At 65.7% G+C, this 18317-nt stretch carries 18 protein-coding genes; 9 read left to right on the plus strand and 9 right to left on the minus strand.

Annotated elements, in window-relative coordinates:
• Positions 1-101: 101 nt before the first annotated feature.
• Complete coding sequence (locus TQ98_RS16180) at positions 102-548, minus strand: Lrp/AsnC family transcriptional regulator (RefSeq protein ID WP_044874240.1); 447 nt, start codon at positions 546-548, stop codon at positions 102-104.
• 133 nt (positions 549-681) lie between these two features.
• Here TQ98_RS16180 and TQ98_RS16185 point away from each other — a divergent pair, with 133 nt between their 5' ends.
• From TQ98_RS16185 to TQ98_RS16215, 7 genes are all read left to right on the plus strand, one after another.
• Positions 682-1302, plus strand: coding sequence for a LysE family transporter (locus TQ98_RS16185; RefSeq protein WP_044874239.1), 621 nt, complete (start codon positions 682-684; stop codon positions 1300-1302).
• 337 nt (positions 1303-1639) lie between these two features.
• Entirely contained in the window at positions 1640-2674 is a 1035-nt protein-coding gene (locus tag TQ98_RS16190) for a polyamine ABC transporter substrate-binding protein (RefSeq protein ID WP_103103154.1), read from the plus strand.
• Between the two features lie 410 nt (positions 2675-3084).
• Entirely contained in the window at positions 3085-4239 is a 1155-nt protein-coding gene (locus tag TQ98_RS16195; RefSeq protein ID WP_044874237.1) for an amine dehydrogenase large subunit, read from the plus strand.
• A gap of 12 nt (positions 4240-4251) precedes the next feature.
• Positions 4252-4791, plus strand: coding sequence for a MauE/DoxX family redox-associated membrane protein (locus TQ98_RS16200; protein ID WP_044874236.1), 540 nt, complete (start codon positions 4252-4254; stop codon positions 4789-4791).
• A 3-nt stretch (positions 4792-4794) separates the two neighbouring features.
• Positions 4795-5406 carry a methylamine dehydrogenase accessory protein MauD gene (gene mauD / locus TQ98_RS16205; RefSeq protein ID WP_044874235.1) on the plus strand — a complete coding sequence of 204 codons (612 nt, stop codon included), beginning with the start codon at positions 4795-4797 and terminating at the stop codon, positions 5404-5406.
• 15 nt (positions 5407-5421) lie between these two features.
• Complete coding sequence (locus TQ98_RS16210) at positions 5422-5943, plus strand: methylamine dehydrogenase light chain (protein ID WP_044874234.1); 522 nt, start codon at positions 5422-5424, stop codon at positions 5941-5943.
• A 17-nt stretch (positions 5944-5960) separates the two neighbouring features.
• Positions 5961-6488, plus strand: coding sequence for a hypothetical protein (locus tag TQ98_RS16215; RefSeq protein ID WP_044874233.1), 528 nt, complete (start codon positions 5961-5963; stop codon positions 6486-6488).
• Between the two features lie 301 nt (positions 6489-6789).
• Here the strand turns inward: TQ98_RS16215 and TQ98_RS16220 are convergent, their stop codons facing one another.
• The 3 genes from TQ98_RS16220 to TQ98_RS16230 all read right to left on the minus strand — a co-directional run bounded on the left by TQ98_RS16220 (position 6790) and on the right by TQ98_RS16230 (position 9451).
• Positions 6790-7278 (minus strand): heme-binding protein, encoded by a 489-nt coding sequence (locus tag TQ98_RS16220; RefSeq protein WP_044874232.1) that lies wholly within the window; start codon positions 7276-7278, stop codon positions 6790-6792.
• A 98-nt stretch (positions 7279-7376) separates the two neighbouring features.
• Entirely contained in the window at positions 7377-8003 is a 627-nt protein-coding gene (locus TQ98_RS16225; protein WP_044874231.1) for a response regulator, read from the minus strand.
• Positions 8000-9451 carry an ATP-binding protein gene (locus TQ98_RS16230; RefSeq protein WP_242443148.1) on the minus strand — a complete coding sequence of 484 codons (1452 nt, stop codon included), beginning with the start codon at positions 9449-9451 and terminating at the stop codon, positions 8000-8002. Before TQ98_RS16230 ends, TQ98_RS16225 begins: the two co-directional genes overlap by 4 nt.
• A 130-nt stretch (positions 9452-9581) precedes the next feature.
• Between TQ98_RS16230 and TQ98_RS16235 the strand changes: the two genes are divergently transcribed.
• A complete protein-coding gene (locus TQ98_RS16235) occupies positions 9582-9893 on the plus strand; it encodes a hypothetical protein (RefSeq protein WP_044874230.1) in 312 nt (103 codons plus the stop codon).
• A 146-nt stretch (positions 9894-10039) separates the two neighbouring features.
• On the opposite strand, the gene TQ98_RS16240 is transcribed toward TQ98_RS16235, so the two are convergent.
• A complete protein-coding gene (locus TQ98_RS16240; protein ID WP_044874229.1) occupies positions 10040-11383 on the minus strand; it encodes an MFS transporter in 1344 nt (447 codons plus the stop codon).
• A 288-nt stretch (positions 11384-11671) separates the two neighbouring features.
• Between TQ98_RS16240 and TQ98_RS16245 the strand changes: the two genes are divergently transcribed.
• Entirely contained in the window at positions 11672-12235 is a 564-nt protein-coding gene (locus TQ98_RS16245; RefSeq protein ID WP_052659233.1) for a LuxR C-terminal-related transcriptional regulator, read from the plus strand.
• Between the two features lie 189 nt (positions 12236-12424).
• Here TQ98_RS16245 and TQ98_RS16250 read toward each other — a convergent pair whose 3' ends face one another.
• The 4 genes from TQ98_RS16250 to TQ98_RS16265 form a co-directional block, all read right to left on the minus strand.
• Positions 12425-13714, minus strand: coding sequence for an FAD-dependent monooxygenase (locus tag TQ98_RS16250; protein WP_044874228.1), 1290 nt, complete (start codon positions 13712-13714; stop codon positions 12425-12427).
• Entirely contained in the window at positions 13707-14381 is a 675-nt protein-coding gene (locus tag TQ98_RS16255; protein WP_044874227.1) for a peptidase S8, read from the minus strand. The genes TQ98_RS16250 and TQ98_RS16255 overlap by 8 nt, the downstream gene beginning before the upstream one ends.
• Positions 14371-16104 carry an ABC transporter ATP-binding protein gene (locus tag TQ98_RS16260; RefSeq protein WP_044874226.1) on the minus strand — a complete coding sequence of 578 codons (1734 nt, stop codon included), beginning with the start codon at positions 16102-16104 and terminating at the stop codon, positions 14371-14373. Before TQ98_RS16260 ends, TQ98_RS16255 begins: the two co-directional genes overlap by 11 nt.
• Positions 16105-16254: 150 nt before the next feature.
• On the minus strand, positions 16255-18162 hold the full coding sequence (locus TQ98_RS16265; protein ID WP_044874225.1) for a sigma-54-dependent Fis family transcriptional regulator: 1908 nt from the start codon (positions 18160-18162) through the stop codon (positions 16255-16257).
• Positions 18163-18317 lie beyond the last annotated feature (155 nt).

The raw sequence follows: 18317 nt of genomic DNA on the forward strand, positions 1-18317 counted from the left end.
TGGCAGATTGCCTTTATTCGCTCTCCTTCGTGACATGACTCCAGTACCTGGCGGACCGTAGGGTGCGCATGGCACACCCTACGGTGGAGCGAGTGCAGGCCTCACTCCCGCGGCGGCTCAAGCCCGCGCAGGGGAATGGGCGCCGACATGACGATGGACGTGCGGGTCTCGCCGAAGTGGTTGATGCTGCCGACGAAGCGCTCCAGGTGACGGATATCCCGGGTGGCCACCCGCAGGATGAAGGAGTCCTGCCCCGTGACGTGCAAGCACTCCAGCACTTCCGGCAGCTTCTGCAACTGCGCAATCAGCCGGGCTTTCTGCGGTTGCGGCGTGGTCATCCCGATCAGCGCCATGACCTGGTAGCCGGCCTTCTCCGGCGAGACCGTCGCGCGGTAGGCCTCGATCACGCCGGACTCCTCCAGGCGCTTGAGGCGTTCGGACGTGGCCGGCAGGGACAGGGCAACACGTGCCGCCAGGTCAGTCAGGGAAATGCGTCCCTCGCTCTGCACCACTTGCAGGATTTTCCAGGACTTCGCATCCAGCTCCATGATTCTCAGGCCTCCCCGGTGAATTTCGTGAATATTTCAGGCAACCACCCAAAACTACCGTAATCCCTGCATTCATGCCCGTCGCAGTGCAGCGCAGACTATTGCCCAGGTCCACTGCCACCGGAGCCTCCGAATGGATGCCCTGCTGTTTCTGAAATCCGTCCTGATCGGCCTGTCCATCGCCGCCCCGGTGGGGCCCATCGGCCTGCTGTGCATCCAGCGCACGCTGGGGCACGGCGCACGCATCGGCTTTATCAGCGGCCTGGGCGCGGCGGCGGCGGATGCCACCTACGGCGCCGTGGGCGCCTTCGGCATCGGTGCCATCACCCGCGCCTTCGTCGCCCTGGCCACGCCCCTGGCCCTGGCCGGCGCCCTCTTCCTGGCCTGGATGGGCCTGAAAATGCTCCGCGCCACACCACCGGAGCGCGCCGCTCACGCCAGTGATCCGGTCCGGGCCCTGCCAGCCTTCGCCTCGGTGTACCTGCTGACCCTGAGCAACCCGCTCACCATCCTGTCGTTCATCGCCATCTTCGCCACCTTGTCCGGCGGCGAGGCCCTGTCCGCAGGGTCCGGCCTGGTGATGGTGCTGGGCGTATTCTGCGGCTCGGCCCTTTGGTGGCTGGCCCTGAGCCTGGGCGTGGCCGCCGTCCGCCACCGCCTTGAGCCGGGGACGATGATCTGGATCGACCGCTTCGCAGGCGTCTTCCTGCTGGGCTTCGCCGCCTGGCAGCTGGTGCGGGTAGCCGGTAGCTGACCGCGATTTCCGGGTTACCGACTCCGCTTGAAAGCGGGGCCCGAGCACAGATTTCGCCCCATTTCGATGCGCCCGAATGGGTAGCCCGGTGCCAGCCCCGTTACGCTCGGTAATCCCCCACTCCCGCACTACGCTCGATCAACCCGTCAAAATCGACACATATCGGCCTTAAAGCTTATATGGCGCGGCAATTGCTTACATATATGCGACCTGAGCAGATAGTTATCGGCTTGGGGCCGACAAAAGCCCTCCTCATCAAAGGTTGCCGCAATTGATCAAGCACACATTCCCCCGCCTCCTCGGCGCCGCCTTGTGTGGCGTGCTCGCCACCAGCGCCATGGCCGAAGAACGCACCCTGCGCGTGTACAACTGGTTCGACTACATCACCCCGCAGACGCTGGAGAACTTCAAGAAAGAGAACGGCGCCAAGCTGATCTACGACATCTTCGACACCAACGAAGCCCTGGAAGCCAAGCTGCTCACCGGCAACTCCGGCTACGACGTGGTGGTGCCGTCCAACGTCTTCCTCGCCAAGCAGATCCAGGCGGACGTGTTCCAGCCGCTGGACCGTAGCAAGCTGCCCAACTGGAACCACCTGGACCCGCAGCTGATGAAGCTGATCGAGGCCAACGACCCGGGCAACCGCTTCGCCGTGCCCTACATGTATGGAACCGTGCTGATCGGCTTCAACCCGGCCAAGGTCAAGGCGGCCCTGGGAGAGAACGCCCCGGTGGACAGCTGGGACCTGATCTTCAAGGAAGAGAACATCTCCAAGCTCAAGCAATGCGGCGTGGCCCTGCTGGATTCGCCGTCGGAGATCATGCCCATCGCCCTGCACTACCTCGGCCTGCCGCCCAACAGCAACCAGCCCAAGGACTATGAAAAGGCCGGCGAACTGCTGCAGAAGATCCGCCCCAACGTCGCCTACTTCCACTCCTCCAAGTACATGGCCGATATCGCCAACGGCGACATCTGCGTGGCGGTCGGCTACTCCGGCAGCTTCTCCCAGGCGGCGAACCGCGCGAAGGAAGCCGGGAACGGCGTTGTGGTCGACATGCGCCTGCCCAAGGAAGGCGCGCCCGTGTGGTTCGACATGCTGGCCATCCCGAAAGGCGCGAAGAACGCCGAAGACGCCCACGCCTTCATCAACTACCTGCTGCAACCCCAGGTGATCGCCCCGGTCAGCGACTTCGTCGGCTACCCCAACCCGAACAAGGACGCCACCGCCCTGGTCAGCCCGGACATCCGCAACAACCCCAACCTCTACCCCACCGCCGAAGCCCAGGCCACGCTCTTCACCCTGAGCCCCCTGCAGCGCACCGCCGAGCGCGCCCGCACCCGCGCCTGGACGAAGCTGAAGTCGGGAACCTGATCGCCCTGCGCTGAACCGCTCTACCCATCCTGCTGGCCTCCCCTGCTGCCAACTCCGCCAGGCCAGCACCGCAGGATGGGTCGGGCGACGTTCCGCAAGCCTGCGAAACCCATCTACCGAGGCTGATGGGTTTCGCTCCGCTCTACCCATCCTACTTGCATCCCCTGCCGGGCCAGCCCGCAGCTGGCCAGCCAAATTACCCCCTCCTCCGTCAGACGCGGCACAAGCACGCGCGCGACTATGCTTTCTGGCGGGTCTCCGACCGCTGGCAGCCAGCCACAACTAATGGCACAGGCACACAAGGGGTTGGCACGGACAACAAGCTCCATGCCGCAGTCCGGCGGCAGACTAGGACTGCAGATTTCTGCCCGCACCCGCGATCCATTCCAATAATTCAGGGAGCCGCCCCTATGCGAATAACCAGGATCCTCGCCCAATCAACGCTGGCCCTGGGCGTCTCGCTCATCGGCCTCGGTCACGCCAGTGCCGAGCTGCCGGCCGATAAAGGCATCGGCCAGACCACCTTGCCCTTCCCGCCGGAACCGCACCGTGCCTATGTCGTCGACGTGGAGTTCGAGAACTTCGTCGCCGGCCGCGTGACCGTGGTCGATCCGGAGCAGAAGAAGGTGCTCGGCATGGTGCCCACCGGCTTCGCCGCGCCCTCTACCCTGAGCCGCGACGGCAAGACGCTGTTCACCGCCGACCTGTTCTACTCCCGTGGCACCCGCGGTACCCGCACCGACGTGCTGACCGCCTGGGACACCAGCACTCTGTCTCCCTCCTATGAAGTGCTGATCCCCACCAAGCGCGCCGAAACCCTGACCCAGCGCTACGCCCTGGGCACCAGCTCGGATGACCGCTTCGTCTACGTCTACAACTTCACCCCGTCCACCTCGGTAACCGTGGTCGACACCAAGGCCAAGGCCGTTACCGCCGAACTCGCCATCCCCGGATGCGTGCTCAACTACCCGGTCGGCAAGCGCGCCTTCGCCTCCCTCTGCGGCGACGGCAGCGTGCAACTGGTGACGCTGAACGACGAAGGCAAGGAAATCGCCCGTACCCACACCGCCTTCTTCGACCCCAACGCCGAGAAGCTGGTAGAGCGCGCCTACAACGTGGGTGACACCTACTACTTCGTCACCACCACCGGCACCGTGCGCGGCGTGGACTTCTCCGGCAAGCAGCCGAAGGTCCTCGAAGCCTGGGAACTGGTGAGCGACGCCGCCGAGAAGAAGGCCGGCTGGGCCCCTGGCGGCTGGCAGCTGATCACCGTGGCGCCGAAGCTGAACCGTCTCTATGTGCTGATGCACGACGCCCACGAGCCGATGAAGTGGGAAGACCCGAGCCCCATCGTCTGGGTCTACGACCTCAAGACCCACAAGCGCATCGGCACCCTGGAAGCGCCGAACCCGATCTGGAGCCTGCACGCCACCAAGGATGACAAGCCCCTGCTGCTGGGCACCAACATCGCCGGCGGCCTGGAAGTCTTCGACCTGACCAGCGGCAAGCACACCGGGACCATGGAGCACGTTGCCAAGACGCCGATCCAGGTCCTCAGCCACTGACGAGGTGCAGCCATGCAACCTGATCCCATCTTCGTCATCGCCGCCGCCCTCGCGGTTGCGGTGATCCTGGCCAGCGCGGCGACCCACAAGCTGCGTGCGCCAGCGCGCTTCGCCAACCAGGTGGAGGACTACCAACTGCTGCCGCGTGGTCTGGTGCGTCCGGTATCGCGGGTACTGCCCTTAGTCGAAGTGGCCGTGGCCTTCGCCCTGCTCGTGCCCGCCAGCCGTCACGTTGCCGCCCTGGCTGCGGCCGCGCTGCTGGCCGGCTACGCGCTGGCCATCTCCATCAACCTGTGGCGCGGCCGCCGCGACATCGACTGCGGTTGCGCAGGGCCCGAACAGGCCCAGCCGATCCGCCCGGTGCTGCTGGCCCGCAACGCCGTACTCGTGAGCCTGGCGCTGGTCGCCAGCCTCGCCCCCCACAGCCGCGACCTGGGCGTGTTCGACAGCTTCGTCGTGATCGCCTCCGCTGCCGTGGCCCTGCTCATTTATGCCGCCGCTGATGGCCTGATGGCCAACAGCCCCCGTCTGCTCAAACTTATTGGAAGGTGAAATATGGAAGCTCTGATCGTTTCCAACGTCCTGCTCTGGTGCCTCTTGATTGCCCTGGCCTTCGCCGTCATGGGCCTCGTTCGCCAGATCGGCGTACTCCACGGCCGTCTGGCCCCGGCCGGCGCGCTGATGGTCGACAAAGGCGTATCCGTCAACGAACCCGCTCCGAAAGTCACCGCTGCCGACCGTAACGGCCGCCCGGTCAACTTTGGCTATGCCGGCGAGAAAGCCCAGCTGCTGTTCTTCCTCTCGCCCACCTGCCCGATCTGCAAATCCCTGCTGCCGGCCATCAAGTCCATCGCCAAGGATCAGGCCGATCGCCTGGAAGTGGTCTACGTCAGCGACGGCGACATGGACGCCCAGCAGGCACTGATCGCCGAGCACAAGCTGGAAGACGCCACCTACGTGGTTGGCCCGGAAGTGGGCATGACCTACCAGATCGGCAAGCTCCCCTACGCCGCGCTGATCGACAAGGCCGGTGTGCTGCGCTCCAAGGGCCTGGTGAACTCCCGCGAGCACCTGGACAGCCTGTTCGAGGCCGAGCACCTGGGCAGCGCCACCCTGCAGCAGTACCTGCACAACCACTCGCACGCCCACGGCGCACATAACCACTAAGGAAGGGAGCACCCGATGAAACTGCTAGACCGCCTGTTCGAACGCTCCACGCGCCATGTGGCCGACACCACGTCGCGGCGTAAACTCCTGGCCCGCCTGGGCTCGCTGATGGTCGCCGGTGCCGCCCTGCCGGTGCTGCTGCCCATCGACCGCACCAGCAAGGCCCTGGCCGCCGAAGCCCCCAAGGCCGGCGATCCGGGTGATCCCAACAGCTGCGACTACTGGCGCTACTGCTCCATCGACGGCTTCCTGTGCAGCTGCTGCGGCGGCTCGGTCACCTCCTGCCCGCCGGGCACCGAGGCGTCCCAGGTGACCTGGATCGGCACCTGCCGCAACCCGGCTGACGGCAAGGACTACATCATTTCCTACAACGACTGCTGCGGTAAGCACAGCTGCGCCCAGTGCGCCTGCACCCGCAACGACAGTGAGGAACCCGCTTACCGTCCGTTCAACAACAACGACGTGAACTGGTGCCTGGCGGCCAAGTCGCACATCTACCACTGCACCGTCTCCATCATCCGCGGCGTCGCGGTCTGACCCGCCGGAGGGCTGCCATGCGTTACCTGTTGATTGCCGGACTGATGTGCGCCATGGCAGCCCCCACCGCCATGGCCCGCGCCATCCCGGACCCGAACCAGAAACACGCGCCGGGCAACGAAGCGCTGCAAAAGCCGATTGCCCAAGCCGGCTACAGCACCCCGGTGAACTACCAGCTGCAATGCGCCGGCTGCCACCTGGGCGACGGCACCGGCTCCAGGGCCAACGACACGCCGAAGATGAAGGACTTCGTCGGCAACTTCCTCAAGGTAGAAGGCGGCCGTGAGTTCCTCGTGCGCGTGCCGGGCATGTCCCAGTCGGCGCTGAACAACGCCCAACTGGCCGAGCTGATCAACTGGCTGATGCGCAAGGACGGCATCGCCGGCAAGAGCGTGCCGGACGACTACAAGCCCTACACCGAGGAAGAAGTGGCGAGAATCCGCGGCGTCGCCCTGCTCAACCTGCCCGAGACCCGCGCAGGCCTGATCAAGCAGATGCGCGACAAAGGCATCGAGATCGACGACGGGATCAGCGACGCCAACTGACGATTTAGCTGGACGGCTTATGACCCGCCTTTATGGCGGGTCTTTTTTGCCTGCAGGAAAGCTGCGTGACGGCTGTGTAGGCTGTGACAGACGCAGGATGGGTGGAGCTTGCGATACCCATCACCCCTACCCCGCATGGGTTTCGTGCCTCAACCCATCCTACCTACTGCGAAGAAGGCCGGAGGGATACGTAGGATGTGGTAGAGCGAAGCGAAACCCATCAATCGGGGGTCCGCATGGGATTCGTACCTCTGCGGAGCGCAGCCCCCCACCCTACGAATCCCTGCAGCGCAATGGCTACTTACTTGAACAGCGCGGCGTTCTCGGCCAGGACGGCGTCGGCGCACTGCGCGTCCAGGTGACCGCCCGGGGCGCCGGCTACGCCGATCGCGCCGATGACGGCATCGCCGGCCTTGACCGGAACACCGCCGCCCAGCAGCAGGAAGCCCGGAATGTCGGCCAGGTTGGCGGCGCCCGGGTTCTTCTGGGCGTTTTCCATGATGGTCAGGGTCGGCGTCTTGGCGGAAGCGGCGGTGAACGCCTTGGCACGGCTGGCTTCAATGGTGTGCGGGCCGGCGTTGTCGGCACGGGCGAAGGCTTTCAGCAGGCCCGCGCGGTCCACGACCGACGCGCTCACGTTGTAGCCCTTGGCCTGGCAGGCGGCGACAGTGGCAGCGGCCAGTTTCTGGGCGTCGGCGGTCGAGATATTGCTTTCCTTCAGTACGTCAGCAGTGGCGGCACCGGCGAAAGTCAGGCCGCAGAGCAGTGCTGCAAGGGAGAAACGGGGCATGGTTACGTCCTTTTCGTGGATCGATTTCAGGAGTAGCCAGTGTGGCCAGAGGGCGCTTGCCTCGGTATTCGCCCGAATACGCGCCGGCCTCCGTAGTGCTACGGAGACGGCGAATCCAGCAGGGTCGCGTACTGGCGGATGAGCTGCGCCAGCGAGTCGGCTTCGAGCTTGGCGAAGACGTTGGCGCGATAGGTTTCCACGGTGCGCGGCGACAGATCGAATTCGCGCGCGATTTCCTTGTTGCTCATGCCCTGGACGATGCGCGCCAGCACATCACGCTCGCGCCCGGACAGGCGCGCCAGCCGTTCGACGGCGGCCTGGGTCACCGCCTGGCGCTCGCGACTGGCGACATGGCTGCGCACGGCGGCCTGCACCGCATCCAAGAAGACGTCGTCGTCCACCGGCTTCTGCAGGAACTCCATGGCACCGCCCTTGAAAGCACGGCGGCACAAATCGACGTTGGCGTGGCCGGTCAGCATGACCACCGGCAGATCAGAACCCTCCGCCAGCCTTGCCAGCACATCCAGCCCACCAATCCCCGGCATGCGGATATCCAGCACCACACAACCGATGGCCTGTGGTGACAGCGACGCGAGAAAGGCCTGGGGATCGCCATGGCCCTCACTGCGCAGCCCGACGCTGCGCAACAGCAGCGCCAGCCCGTCGCGCACGGCATCGTCGTCGTCGACCAGATACACCAACGGGGAATGTGCAGGGAGGCTCATGCAGGGGCTCCGGCCAGGGGCAGGCGCAATGTGAAGCAGGCGCCCACGGGATCAAGGTTGCGCACGGCGATGCGGCCGTCCATGGCACCGGCCAGCGTTTCGCACAGTGCCAGGCCCAGCCCCATGCCTTGTGGTCGCGTGCTGTAGAACGGCTCGAACAGTCGCGGCAATGCCTCATCGGCGATGCCTGGGCCGTTGTCGCTGACGCTGAACGCATAGTCGGTGCCCTCCACACCGCCGCTCAGGACGATGTTCCGGCTGCCAGGCGTGTCGGCCAGCGCGTCTGCGGCGTTCTGGACCAGGTTGTGCAGGATCTGTTCCAGCGCCACCCGGTCACCCAGCAGGCGGACTCCCGGACTGGAGTTGTGCCACATCAAGCGGATGCCCCGACGTGCCAGCTCGTCTTCACGCAGGAACAGCAGCGAAGCCGCCAGGGCATCGGGGTCTACTGCGGTGCGTGGCGAGGGCGAGCTGGGCTTCACCAGCTCGCGCATGCGGCTGATGATGTCGGCCGCGCGGCGAGCCTGGCCCGCACTGGCGAGCAGGGCCTGACGCACCGCTGGGCGTTCTTCCTCGTCATCCAGCAGGCGTTCGGCGGCACGTACCTGCGCGAGGATGGCGGTGAGCGGCTGGTTCAGCTCATGGGCAATGCCGGCGGCCATTTCCCCCAGGGTGCTCAACCGCGCCATCGCCGCCAGGCGGACCGCCTCCTGCTGCCGCCTCGCGTCAGCGCGCGACCGTTGCCAGGCAGCGGTACCCGCCGCCAGCAGGCAGCTGGCGGCCGCCCAGGCCAGCCACTCCACCCAGGGCCAGTCCGTGGCCGTCAGCGTGCGCCAGCTGTGCAGGGGAAAGGGTTGGCTGACCGCGCCCAGCGGTTTGTGCAGGTCGATTTTCCAGCCCGGTGGGCCGTCGGTGGACTGGCGCGCCAGCAACATGAGCGGGCCCTTCCCCAGGTCCAGCGTCAGCATTGCGAGTGAGGGTGGGAAGTCGGCGGCGGGTATGAGTAGTCGCGCGTCCAGCAACAAGCTCCAGCTTGACGGGGCCACCAGCCAATAGCGGGCCTCGTCCAACGGCAGCGTGACGGGCCGTCCCACTTGGCGGGCTTGCTCGACTGCCGCTACGAGGCCCGGCGGGGAGGCCGTGCTGCCTGCCCAGGCCCCGTCGCGCAGGAAGCCCAGCCCCAGCAGTTGCGGCATGGACGGTTGCAGGCTGGGAAGCAGGCGTTGGGGAATGGGCGGATGCGACAGCGCCGCCAGCGTGGCCAGCACCGCTTCGTGCTGCACAGTCTTCTGGCTGAGCATGCGCTGCGCGATGCTGGTGTCCTGGAAAAAGCGCTCGTACCGGTCGGCGTAGTCCTGCCAGCCGATCCAGGCAGCAACGGGACTAAACAGGACCAGCCAGAGCAGGAACGTGCGGGGAATCGTCAGGGGCTTCACGGCCGACATCATGCCTTGCGGCCTCGGGCGCTGGCCATCCGTACACCTACGGAGCCAGGCGGGCTGCAGCCGGTAGGAGGCGCTGGTCTACCCTCTTCTTTCAAGAACCTGGTTTCACCGAACACCTTTGGAGGCCTCGCGCATGACTGATCGCTACTCCTGGACCCATGAAATCGCCGAAGACCGGGCCGCCGCCGGAGCCGCCTTGATCCCGGTCGAGCTGCGGGAAATGATCGATGGCCTGGATACCGGCGCGATAAAGCCGTTCTACGCCGCCGTGGCCAATCTTGCCTACTCGGCGGCTGATCAGTGTGAAGAGTACGACGGTTACTGCATTGGCCTGATCGACGCCGCCTACCAGCGAGGAGAGTTGGGAATCGTGGAGCGGGACGCGCTGCGGGACTTCATCATTTCCTTGTGCGCGAGGGTGCGCGAAGGCAAGCGGCCTGCGTGAGCCGCGGCGAAGTGATTTGAACCCGGACGCTCCCATGCGGGAGTGTCTGCAGGAGCGAGCGCTCGGGGCCCCCTCGCTCCTACCCGGTTTCAGCCCATCATCTTGCGCACAACCGTGCGGATTCCTGGCGCGCTTCTACTCGCCAATCAGGCGGGGGTTCGAACGCGTTTCAATGAATCGCTGGGCGTCGCGTCCGGCTCATCGTGCAACGAGATACGGAAGGTTTCCGGCAGTGCCAGTCCGCCGGCCAGGGCCAGCAGTGCAATCAGCACCAGGTAGAAGGCCGGCGCCAGGCTGCTGCCCGTCTGGCTGATCAACCATGTCGCGACCAGCGGCGCGGTGCCGCCGAAAATCGTGTACGCGACGTTATAGGTCATGGCCGAGGCGGTATAGCGCGTGCGGGTGGGGAAGACTTCGGACAGCAGCGCAGCGGTGACGACGCCGGACAGCACGGCGCCCACGGCCAGCAGGATGACCCCGAAGATCGCTGCCAGGAGGTCACCGGAGCTGGCCAGCCAATAGGCGGGGAAGACCGTCAGAATCACCCACAGACAGGCCACGCCAATGGTCCTGCGGCGGCCGAAGCGGTCCGAAAAGGCACCCGCCGCCGGGCAGGCACCCGCCGCGAACAGCAGGGCCACGGTCGAGACCATGAGCGACTGAGCCCGGCTCAGGTGCCCGACAACCTGCAGGTAGGTCGCGAAGTAGGTGGAGAACATGTAGAACGACAGCGCCGTCAGCGAGATGAAGGCGCCGAGCCGCAGGATCGTGCCCTTCTGTTGCCCCAGCGTTTCCCGCAATGGCGAATGGGCATGTTCCTGTTGCTCGGACATGGCCAGGCGGAATGCCGGCGTCTCCTCCATCCGCCAGCGCAGATAGAGTCCGACCACACCCAACGGCGCCGCCACCAGGAACGGCACTCGCCAGCCCCACTCGCTCATCGCTTCGGGTGAGAGGCTGGCATCCAACAGGTAGGCCGTGACCGCCGCGCAGGCGAACGCCGAAAAGGTCGATACGGGGAGGAAGCTGCCATACCAGGCCCGTCTGTGATTCGGCGCGTGCTCCATCAGGTAGGCGCAGGCCCCGGCGTACTCGCCGCCGGCAGAAAAGCCCTGGACACAGCGGGTGAGCGTCAGCAGGACCGGAGCCAGCAAGCCGATGCTGGCGTAAGTCGGTAGCAGGCCGATCAGCGTGGTGGCTCCTGCCATCATCAGGACCGTCGCCGAAAGTACGCGTTTGCGACCCAAGCGGTCCCCGAGCGCGCCGAACACGATCCCGCCCAGGGGCCGCAGGGCAAAGGCAACGGCGAAGACCGCGAAGGTCTGCAGCAAGGCGGCGTTGGGATCATCACTTGAGAAAAACTGTTTGGCGATGATCGTGGCGAGAAATCCATAGACCGCAAAGTCGAACCATTCAACGAAGTTACCTACCGCTGCCGCAGCGGTTACCTTTCGAAGCGTGGCGGGAGATACCGTTATTGCTTTGCTCATTACCTTCCTCTCCTGAATTATTTTAATTAAATAGGATGGGCAGTGAATGGATGGCGCACAGAGTGTTCAGTGCAAGGCTGATATGGTTTGGTTTCTATGTTTCACGCGCTTTTAAATACCGCCGGCGGCAAGTAATTGCCCCAACCGGATAGTGGCGGCGTGTTGTAAAAATCAGCGTGGTGTCATCATAGGGACGCAGCGTAGAGCGGGCCAGGCTCTCCGATCACCTAGGTGATCGGACCTGCTCCCAGAACGTTTTCGGTCATGCGGTTCAGGAGGAAATCACTGATGTTCGAAGAGGGATTGCTCGACGCGGATCATCTTTTTCATCATTTGCCAGTGGCGGTGATCGTTGCCCGGAATCGCACAATAGTGAAGTGCAATGCACGCGCACTCGACATGTTTCGGGCGACCCGCGAACAACTGTCAGGCGAATCTTTTGCCGTGCTCTATCCCGAGCGGAAAGACTTTGAAAATGCGGCGCGGCATTTTGGCCCGTTATTATCCAAACATGCCGATTTTCATGATGATCGCCTCATGCGTCGCCTGGATGGCACGCACTTCTGGGTCACGGTCCGAGGCCATGGTTTCAACGAACACAATCCCTACGAGTTGGCGGCCTGGGTGTTCACTGACGTGGATGAGCACGAACAGCACATCCGCGCTCAGAAAGTGAGCCTTACCGCACGCGAGCGGGAGGTGGCCGCACTGTTGGTGGATGGGCTGACGAGCAAGGAAGCGGCGAAACGCCTGGGCATCAGCCCCAGGACCGTGGACATCCATCGGTGCAGCCTGCTCAAAAAATACGCGGTGAAGTCGACGGGAGACTTGATCAAACGGATCGTGGGCTGAGGGTTGAAGACTCGCTGGACGTCATCTCGACATTCGCGAGTGAACATCCACGTTCGAAGGGGGCGCCCCCGTAAGTTGGTGCCGAGCGCAGCGAGGCCCAACAACCTGCACATCGCTGGGCTTCGCAGGCTCAGCACCAGCCTACGAAATGCCCTTGGCGCAAGCTCGGATGGATAGAGCTTGGGCTGCTCAGGGGCGGTAGCCCTGGGACAGGAGCCAGCCCTGCACCATTCGCCTCTGCTGTTCGGGCAGGGCAGTCAGGGCCTGGTTCAGTTCGCCGCGCCGCAGGGCGGTGACGATGGGGGCGAGTTCGAGGCCTTGCAGGTGCCAGATGCCGAGAGGCTGGTCGGCCGTTACCACGACTTCCACTTCTTCAATCAGCTCGTCGTGAATGACCGGTGCCCGCTCCACCCGCACCTGGCTGAAATCGGCGGGAGCGTGCATGGGTTCGACATCGGGCCAGGTGCATCGGTCACGCCAGAAGGGCTGGTCGGGCCAGCGTTGTTCCAGCGCGTAGAAGTCGCGGCCGGTGCGGGCGAAGCGCAGGAAAAGGTGTTCGACCCGGCGCTGGTGGAATTGCCGGGCCAGTTCCGCGCGCTCGGGGCACTTGATCATCGTGTTGATCACCGCAGGCGCCTGAAGAGCCGAAGACAGGGACTGGAAGATGCCGTTGCCGGACAACGGGTCCACCGCCATGGCCGCATCCCCTACCCTCAGCCAATTCGCGCCGCTGGCCTCGTGGAAGAGGATGGCCGTACTGCTGCGGGCGTGCAGGCTGGCGGGTTGCAGCGCCGCCTCGCCAAACAGCTCGCGCACCAGGGCCGACTCGCCACGACGCTGGGCGCAGTATTCCGGCAACTGGTCCTTGGGGGATAGATCGCGGGCATCCAGGGTGATCTGCCAGTAGCAGCGGCCATCGTCCAGGCGCGCCATCCAGGCCCAGCCATCCGGCACGCTTTCCACTGCCGAGCCCGGATGGCCCGGTGCGTCCTGCCACTGGTTGAGCAGGCTCAGGGTTTCTGGCCCACGCAGGCGGCCACCGGCCAGGGGCGCCTGACGGCCACGGGCTTCAACGAGGAAATCACCCCGCAATGGTTCACCAGGCTCGACGTGGATCAGATGGCCGTCATCGGTGCTCTCCACCCGCAACACGCGGGCCTCCAGCACCTCGATGCCAGCGGCTTGCAGGTCTTCGCGGATCGCGGCGTCGAACCGCGTGCGGTCCAGCAAGCACTCCTGGTTGATGGACTGGCCGTCACCATTCCACAGCACCCGCCTGGGTGAGGGCGCAGCGGCGCACGCCAGGGCGCGGTTCAATCCTGCCTGACGCAAGCCATCCAGCACCCGCTGGGAAACGCCTTCCACCGCCGCGAAGCGCCGCCATTCGCTGACCACCCGCACGGCGTAGCCAAGCCGTTTCAGCCCCAGGGCCACCGCCGCACCGGCCGGGCCGGCGCCGAGTACGACGATCTCAGTCATGGCCACGGCGCTCCGGGCCGATAAAGGCGGCACCGTCGTGCAACCACTGGAGCACCGCGTCTCGGTTGCTGCCGGGGTTGGCCAGCACGTAGCCGGCGATGATGCCGGAAAGGGCCGCGCAGCCCACGCTGGAACCTGCCACGCCATTGGCGGCGGCGACGTGGGCGCCGAAGTCGGCCTGGGGGCTGTTCAGCCACGACCATTGCCCCGGCGCGCAACGGGCATCGCCGGTGACGCGGATGACGCCGGGGTAGGCCGCCGGATACACCGGCTCGCCCTGGGCCGGGCTGGAGGCGCAGAGCAGGACGCCAGCGGTCTGGGCCACCACGCAGGCTTCGCGCAGCACCGGACGGTCGTTGCGCAGGCCGAGGCTCATATTGACCAGGGCCACATCCTGTTCCACCAGCCAGTGCAGCGCGGCAGCAATCTGTAGCGGGCTGGTCTGCCAGCGGTCACCGAAGACCTGGGCGACGCAGAGGCGAACCGGACCGCTCTGGCGTGTCAGGGTGTCCAGCACCACGCTGCCGTGGCCGAGCGCATCGGGTTGGGTGTCGCCCTCCTTCAGTTCCCCGCCTTCCAGCCAGAAGCGCCGGGCCTGAGCGACGCGCCCGCCCTGCTCTGCCGAAAAGCCGCTGTCGATGATGCCGATGGCGACTTCAGTGGCCATGGCTCACCTGCTCGGGTTCCAGGCTGTGCAACTGACCGAGCTCCAGGCGGAAGGCAATATCGGCCTGGGCCAGTGTCGAAGGACGGTGGCTGATCAGAATGCGCGTGCGCCCGGCGAACAACTGGTCGATGGCGGCGATCACCTCACGCTCAGTGGCTTCGTCCACCGCCGAGGTGGCCTCGTCCAGCACCAGGATCAGCGGGTCCTGCAACAGCGCGCGGGCAATGGCGATGCGTTGCTTCTGGCCGCCGGAAAGCTGCTGACCACGCTCGCCCAGGGGGCTGTCCAGGCCGTGGGGCAGCGATTCGATCAGGCTGTCCAGGCGGGCCAGGCGCGCGACCTGCTCCAGGGCTTCGCGGCTGGCGTCGGGGGCGCTGTAGGCAAGGTTCTCGGCCAGGGTGCCGCGAAACAGCACGATGTCCTGGCTGACCACGGCGATGCGCCGGCGCAGGGCGAAGAGGTCCAGTTCCCGCAGGTCGGCGCCGTCCAGCAGCACGCGGCCCTGGTCCGGGTCGTAGAAGCGTTGCAGCAGGTCGATCAGGGTGGACTTGCCGACGCCCGAGGTGCCGCTGATGGCCACCTTCAAGCCGGCGGGAAGCAGCGCATCCACCCCGCGCAGCACCGCACCGGCGCGTTGTTCGTGGGCGAAATGCACGCTTTCAAGACGCAGCTCGCCTTTGCCCTCCGGCATGGGTTTTGGCGCTTCGGGCTGGCGTACCGGCACCGGTTCCTGTTGCAGCTCCATCACCCGGCCGAGGCTGACGGTCATCCGCTGTAACGCGACATAAAGGCCCAGCAGGCTCTGCACCGGCCCCACGGCCATGCCCAGGTAAGTGGAGAACGCGATCAGCGCGCCCAGTTGCCAGGTGCCCTGAATGACCCAATAGCCCCCGATCAGGAAGGCGCAGGCGCGGGACAGCGACGTGAGGGTGCCGGGCACGGCATGGGTGAAGAATTCGGTGACCTGTACCTTGAGCAGCTGACTCATGTAGCCCTGCCCCAGGGATTCCAGGCGTTGGGATTCGCGCCGCTGCTGGCCGGCGGCCTGGATGAACTTCATGGCCGGCAGGGTCTCGACGAGGAAGGACGACACATCCGCCGAACGCTCGCGCAGGCTGCGCACTTCACGCTCCACCTTGCGCCGCATCCAGCGCAGCCAGACAACTTCGATGGGAATCAGGAGCGCCAGCAGCAGGGACAACTGCCAGGAAAGCATCAGCATCAGCGCCACGGCGCCGAGCAGGCCGATCACGCTGGAGACCGCCGAGAACAGGGAATCCACGGCAAAGCGCTGGATCTCCGCGACATCGCCATCCAGCCGGGAAAGGAGGTCGCCGATGCGCTTGCGCCCGTAGAAGGCCGGCGAGAGTTGCTGGAGATGGCGATAGAGGTCATCGCGCAGGGCGAAGAGGATGCGCCCGGAGAGCCGCGTATGCAGGTAGCGGTTGATGCCGGAGAGCACGGTGCCAAGGATGCCGACGGCGATCATCGCCACCGCCACCTGCACCAGCTTGCCGAAGTCCCTGGCCAGCAGGCCGTCATCGATCAGGGTCTTGGTCAGCCAGGGCTGGGCCAGCACCAGCAGGGAGGCGGCAAGGGACAGGCCAAGCAGCACCACAATGGCGCGCAGCTGCGGGCGGACGAAGCCGTAGAGCCAGGCCAGGGAACGGCGCAGCAGGTCGGGGTCGCTGGTTTCCACCAGTTTGAGGAAGAGGCGGGTCATCGAGTAAAGGCCAGGGATTGCAGGTTCATTGTGGGGGCGAATTCATTCGCCAAGCAGACCGCAGGTCTGGCGATGGATATCTGGGGCAACTGCGTTGCCCTTGGCGAATGAATTCGCCCCTACAAGGACTATTCGCTCCTACAGGAAATGTCATCCCCGCAACTGCTTCAGCTTGCGATACAGCGTCGCGCGGCTGATGCCGAGGCCATCGGCGGCGGCGGAGACGTTGCCTTGGTGCCGGTCCAGGGCGGCGCGGATCAGCTCCAGTTCGTTCTCGCGGATGCTGCCCGGCTGGCGGCAGCTGCTGGTGAGTTCGTCGAGCAGGCTGTCGGTGAGATGGTCCAGCCCCAGCACGGTCTCGCCCTCCTCCCGCATGGCCAGGGCCGAGCGCAGCACCATTTCCAGCTGGCGGATGTTGCCCGGCCAGTCATAGCCGGACAGCAGCTCGCCGAGGTCTTTGTCCAGGCTGACGTCAGCGGCGCCGAACTTGTGCAGGACGCCGCTGATCATCCCGGACAGATCGTCACGCTCGCGCAGGGCCGGAAGGCGCAGGCTGACGCCGTTGACGCGGTAGTAGAGGTCCTCGCGGAAGTGCTTGTCCTGCACCAGGCGCTTGAGGTCGCGGTGGGTGGCGCAGATGACCGCCACGTCGATCTCCTGCTCCTCGCCTGCGCCGAGGGGCGCTACCCGGCGCTCCTGCAACACGCGCAGCAGGCGCGCCTGGAGGCTCAGGGGCATGTCGCCGATCTCGTCGAGGAACAGGGTCCCGCCGTGGGCCTGCATCAGCCGGCCCACCATGCCGCCCCGGCGCGAGCCGGTGAAGGCGCCTTCGCGGTAGCCGAAGAGTTCGGATTCGATCAGGCCTTCCGGGATGGCGGCGCAGTTCACCGCCACGAAGGGCTTGTCCGCACGCGGGCTGGATTGATGCAGCGCACGGGCCACCACCTCCTTGCCGGTGCCGGTTTCGCCCAGCAGCAGGACCGGGAGGTCGTTGGCCAGCCCCTGGCGGGCCATGCGCAGGGCACGGGCGAAGCGGCTGTCGCGGCCGGCCAGTTCCTCCAGCAATTGGGGCTTCTGTGCGGTGGGGGCCTTGGCGGCCGGCGCGGTAGCACCCAGCTTGGTGTGGCGGGGCACCTGCAGGGCGCGGAAGTAGAACTCGCCCTTGGCGGTCTGCACGCTGCTCACCCCGCCCTGCAGCAGGCGGGCAATGAACTGCGGCGAGCGCTCACCGAGCAGTTCGCTTGAACGCCGCCTCACCAGGGATTCGCGGCGTATCTGAAGGAGGTCGCAGGCGCGGTCGTTGGCAGCCAGCACTTCGCCGTCCAGGCTCAGGGCCAGCAGGCCATGCCAGGCGCTGCCGAGGTATTGCGGGCGGTGGTGGAAAGCCAGCACCAGGTGATCCGGGTAGCAGAGGCCGAACATGCGGCTCTCGATGTTGCCGGCGGCCAGCATCAGGGTGGCGAGGTTGTCCTGGGGCTGGGCCATGACGCCCTGGCGGGTCAGGTCGAGCACACCGACCACCCTGCCCTGGGGATCACGCAGGGGCACCGAGGTGCAGGAGAACGGGCTCAGGCGGTCGAGGTAATGCTCGCCGCAGTTGATCAGGGTCGGGCGGCCTTCGACGACGGCCGTGCCAATGGCGTTGGTGCCACGCAGGGACTCGCTCCAGCAGCTGCCTGGCCTGAGGTCGCGCAGGCCGAAGTCCTTGAGATATTCCGTCTGACCCTCGATGGCGAGGACATTGGCCTGGGCGTCGCCGAGGATGATCAACCCACCCTTGCCCTGCTGGCTGACCAGGTATTCCAGCTCCGGGGTGGCCGCGTCGATCAGCAGACGGTTGCTGTCCAGCAGCAGTTGCAGGTCATGGCCCTGCTCCAGCACGGCCTGCTCGTCTTCCAGGCAGTTGAGGCCGTGGCCGAGGCTGCGCCGCCACGAGGCATCGATCTCGTCGCGCAGCACGCCCTGGGGCAGCTCGCCTTCGCTGGCCAGTCTCAGACGGTATTGCCGCGACTCGTTCAGTGGATCGGCAGCTGTTTTTATTCGAATGTCTTGCGCCATCTCTCGCTCCAGCGTGCGCCCCGGCAAGGGCCGGCGGCCAAGCTACACGCCCTGAATGTCTACACCCCCGGCTCGCGTCCGTAAAGAGCGCGCCAACGGCCCCGCAGGCAGCAAGTATCGGACCATTCAAGGCAGTCCATTCTGCTGCGGCGTGC

The organism is Pseudomonas sp. LFM046 (assembly GCF_000949385.2).
GTDB lineage: Bacteria > Pseudomonadota > Gammaproteobacteria > Pseudomonadales > Pseudomonadaceae > Metapseudomonas.

Coding starts and splice junctions, on each gene's coding strand:
- TQ98_RS16215 (WP_044874233.1), top strand. CDS start 5,961: ATGCGTTACCTGTTGATTGCCGGACTGATGTGCGCCATGGCAGCCCCC.
- TQ98_RS16230 (WP_242443148.1), bottom strand. CDS start 9,451: ATGATGTCGGCCGTGAAGCCCCTGACGATTCCCCGCACGTTCCTGCTC.
- TQ98_RS16250 (WP_044874228.1), bottom strand. CDS start 13,714: ATGACTGAGATCGTCGTACTCGGCGCCGGCCCGGCCGGTGCGGCGGTG.
- TQ98_RS16235 (WP_044874230.1), top strand. CDS start 9,582: ATGACTGATCGCTACTCCTGGACCCATGAAATCGCCGAAGACCGGGCC.
- TQ98_RS16260 (WP_044874226.1), bottom strand. CDS start 16,104: ATGACCCGCCTCTTCCTCAAACTGGTGGAAACCAGCGACCCCGACCTG.
- TQ98_RS16220 (WP_044874232.1), bottom strand. CDS start 7,278: ATGCCCCGTTTCTCCCTTGCAGCACTGCTCTGCGGCCTGACTTTCGCC.
- TQ98_RS16190 (WP_103103154.1), top strand. CDS start 1,640: ATGGCCGAAGAACGCACCCTGCGCGTGTACAACTGGTTCGACTACATC.
- mauD (WP_044874235.1), top strand. CDS start 4,795: ATGGAAGCTCTGATCGTTTCCAACGTCCTGCTCTGGTGCCTCTTGATT.
- TQ98_RS16195 (WP_044874237.1), top strand. CDS start 3,085: ATGCGAATAACCAGGATCCTCGCCCAATCAACGCTGGCCCTGGGCGTC.
- TQ98_RS16210 (WP_044874234.1), top strand. CDS start 5,422: ATGAAACTGCTAGACCGCCTGTTCGAACGCTCCACGCGCCATGTGGCC.
- TQ98_RS16265 (WP_044874225.1), bottom strand. CDS start 18,162: ATGGCGCAAGACATTCGAATAAAAACAGCTGCCGATCCACTGAACGAG.
- TQ98_RS16225 (WP_044874231.1), bottom strand. CDS start 8,003: ATGAGCCTCCCTGCACATTCCCCGTTGGTGTATCTGGTCGACGACGAC.
- TQ98_RS16255 (WP_044874227.1), bottom strand. CDS start 14,381: ATGGCCACTGAAGTCGCCATCGGCATCATCGACAGCGGCTTTTCGGCA.
- TQ98_RS16245 (WP_052659233.1), top strand. CDS start 11,672: ATGTTCGAAGAGGGATTGCTCGACGCGGATCATCTTTTTCATCATTTG.
- TQ98_RS16185 (WP_044874239.1), top strand. CDS start 682: ATGGATGCCCTGCTGTTTCTGAAATCCGTCCTGATCGGCCTGTCCATC.
- TQ98_RS16200 (WP_044874236.1), top strand. CDS start 4,252: ATGCAACCTGATCCCATCTTCGTCATCGCCGCCGCCCTCGCGGTTGCG.
- TQ98_RS16240 (WP_044874229.1), bottom strand. CDS start 11,383: ATGAGCAAAGCAATAACGGTATCTCCCGCCACGCTTCGAAAGGTAACC.
- TQ98_RS16180 (WP_044874240.1), bottom strand. CDS start 548: ATGGAGCTGGATGCGAAGTCCTGGAAAATCCTGCAAGTGGTGCAGAGC.